The following is a 2,426-nucleotide window of genomic DNA, read 5'->3' on the forward strand; positions in this document are numbered from 1 at the left end:
GGCCGGCCTCGTGCTTTCCGATCTCGATTTCGCTTCCAAGGCGGCGATCTCGGAGATCGCGGCGCGCGTCGGCGTCAGTGAGCCGACGGTAACCCGCTTCTGCCGCAATCTCGGCTGCGAGGGCCTGCGCGATTTCAAGTTCTACCTGGCGCAAGCGATCGCCATCGGCGGGCCGTATCTGTCGCCGGCGCCGCTTAGCCGCGACGCGCGCGAGCAGCGCATCGCATCGGCCATCACCGAAGCGGCGATAGCGGCCATCCAGCGCGCCGGCGAGAACCTCGACATGGCGGCGCTGGTCGGCGTCGCCGCGCGCATCGCAACTTCCGGCAATGTCTTGTGCGTCGGCTCCGGCGGCATCTCCTCGATGATGGCGACCGAAATGCAGAACCGGCTGTTCCGGCTGGGCATGCCGGTGCTGGCGCAGATCGACGGGCAGCTGCAGCGCATGTACGCCGCGGTCGCGACGCCCGAGACGACGCTGGTCGCCTTTTCGGTTTCCGGCTATGCGCGATCGGTCATCGAGGCGGTGCAGGTCGCGCAGCAGTATGGCGCCACGACGGTCGCCATCACCGCGCCGGACTCGGCACTGGCCAAGGCCGCCGATACGGTCATCCATCTGCAGTCGTTCGAGGACGGCAACATCTACAAGCCGACATCGTCGCGCTACGCGCTGCTCGCCATCGTCGACATGATCGTGACCTCGGTCGCCGAGACGCGCGGCCCGAAGGTGCTGGAGAACCTGCGCCGCATCAAGCAGAGCGTGAACACGCTGAAGGTCGACGACCCCCGCCTGCCGCTGGGGGATTGAGGGGGCATCTTTCCATGGTCACGTGATGCCGAATGGGGACATTCGGTGAGAACCGAGTCAATCCTGGAATCGTCGCGCCGCCCCTCATCCGCCTGCCGGCACCTTCTCCCCGTAAACGGGGAGAAGAGAGCTGGCCGCGCCCGCAGCGCAATCTTCTGCAACGTTTATGGTTGGCGAAATCGCCGGCGAAGGCATCTTTCTCCCCGTCACAATACGGGGAGAAATGCCCGGCAGGGCAATGAGGGGCAGCGCCGACCGATGATGTGACTAGCAGCCATCAATGCGATTTGCCTTGGCTGCCGCTGAATGCCTCGATGCGCTTCGCCAGCTCAGCCGCATCTCCCACTATCCGCAGCGTCTTCAGCCGCGCCGTGGCGCCGGCGACGACCGCGACGGCCGACGCCGGAACGCCCAGCGCCTTGCCGACCAGCCGTTCCAGCGCCTGGTTGGCGGCGCCGTTTTCCGGCACGGCGCGCACGCGGGCCTTGAGGTGGCTTCTCCCGTCGGCGGAAGTCTCGACGCCGTCTATCCGATCAAGCGCCGCCTTCGGTGTCAGCCGCACGAACAGGTCGATGCCGTCGTCGCGCGAGCGGAACGGCGGCATGCTCATGCCTTCACACGACCAGCGACAGCACAGTCGTCAGCAGGAACTGGCGGATGAAGAAAATGATCAGCAAGAGGATGATCGGCGAGATGTCGATGCCGCCGAGATCGGGCATGAAACGGCGGATCGGCCTAAGCGCCGGTTCGGTCAGCCTGTAGAGCACGTTGCCGATGGTGCCGACGAACTGGTTGCGCGAGTTGACGACGTTGAAGGCATAGAGCCAGGAAAAGATCGCCGAGGCGATTATGATCCACCAGTAGAGGTCAAGCGCCATGACGATGGTCTGAATAAGGGCGATCATGCCGGTCTCCAATTGTTGCCGACATGTAGCCATTGCCGGCCAAAGCGGCAAGAGCCGCCGTGCGTGCGAGCCGCAACGGCGGCCGATCCGCGCTCGTTTCGCCTTGACACGAAACCGCCGCGCCCGATAAATGCGCCATCCGCTGGACGGGGCTGTAGCTCAGCTGGGAGAGCGCATCGTTCGCAATGATGAGGTCAGGGGTTCGATCCCCCTCAGCTCCACCAGCGGGATTTCTCGAGCCCTTGACCCGAATGGATTTCGCAGCCGTTTCGCCCGCTCGGTTGCCGTTTCGGCATAGGCGAAACGAAGCAAATCATTCGTAGGCAAATGTTTCCGGGTCGATGATTTCGGTAACAGCCCGCCGTTTTCCGTGCCATCCCCGCGAAACAGACCCGACGCATCTATCCCCGTTCCGACGGCGCGCAGCAGCCGTCCCAACAGAGGAAGCGCAATGTCAGTGCTTGCAATCCTTGTCCATTTTGGCCGCGCGATCATCGATGCGCACAACAATGCAAAGGTCAGAAACCGGACGGACACCCTACCGCCCCGCGCGCACCCCGAGACCGGCAAGGAAGGTCCCGGCAAGCATCAGAGCCAAAGGCGACACGACACGCCGCCACGATGACATCGTTTGCCATCTAATCCCGCAAACTGAAGACAAAAGGCGCGGTGCGGGTGACGCGGGCGCCGAGTTCGGATGGCGGCGCCGGCAC

3 protein-coding genes and 1 tRNA gene are annotated in these 2,426 nt (G+C 64.2%); 2 read left to right on the forward strand and 2 right to left on the reverse strand.

The window, feature by feature from the left end; all coding sequences use genetic code 11:
• A partial coding sequence (locus EN742_RS31900; protein ID WP_148670403.1) for a MurR/RpiR family transcriptional regulator occupies positions 1 to 808 on the forward strand: 808 nt, incomplete at its 5' end.
• Between the two features lie 277 nt (positions 809 to 1,085).
• Here the strand turns inward: EN742_RS31900 and EN742_RS31910 are convergent.
• Entirely contained in the window at positions 1,086 to 1,412 is a 327-nt protein-coding gene (locus EN742_RS31910; RefSeq protein WP_127406071.1) for a DUF167 family protein, read from the reverse strand.
• A 10-nt stretch (positions 1,413 to 1,422) separates the two neighbouring features.
• A complete protein-coding gene (locus EN742_RS31915; protein WP_127406069.1) occupies positions 1,423 to 1,713 on the reverse strand; it encodes a YggT family protein in 291 nt (96 codons plus the stop codon).
• A gap of 148 nt (positions 1,714 to 1,861) precedes the next feature.
• Here EN742_RS31915 and EN742_RS31920 point away from each other — a divergent pair.
• Positions 1,862 to 1,937: transfer RNA gene (locus tag EN742_RS31920), tRNA-Ala, on the forward strand.
• Positions 1,938 to 2,426: the final 489 nt, after the last annotated feature.

The organism is Mesorhizobium sp. M4A.F.Ca.ET.020.02.1.1 (assembly GCF_004022645.1).
GTDB lineage: Bacteria > Pseudomonadota > Alphaproteobacteria > Rhizobiales > Rhizobiaceae > Mesorhizobium.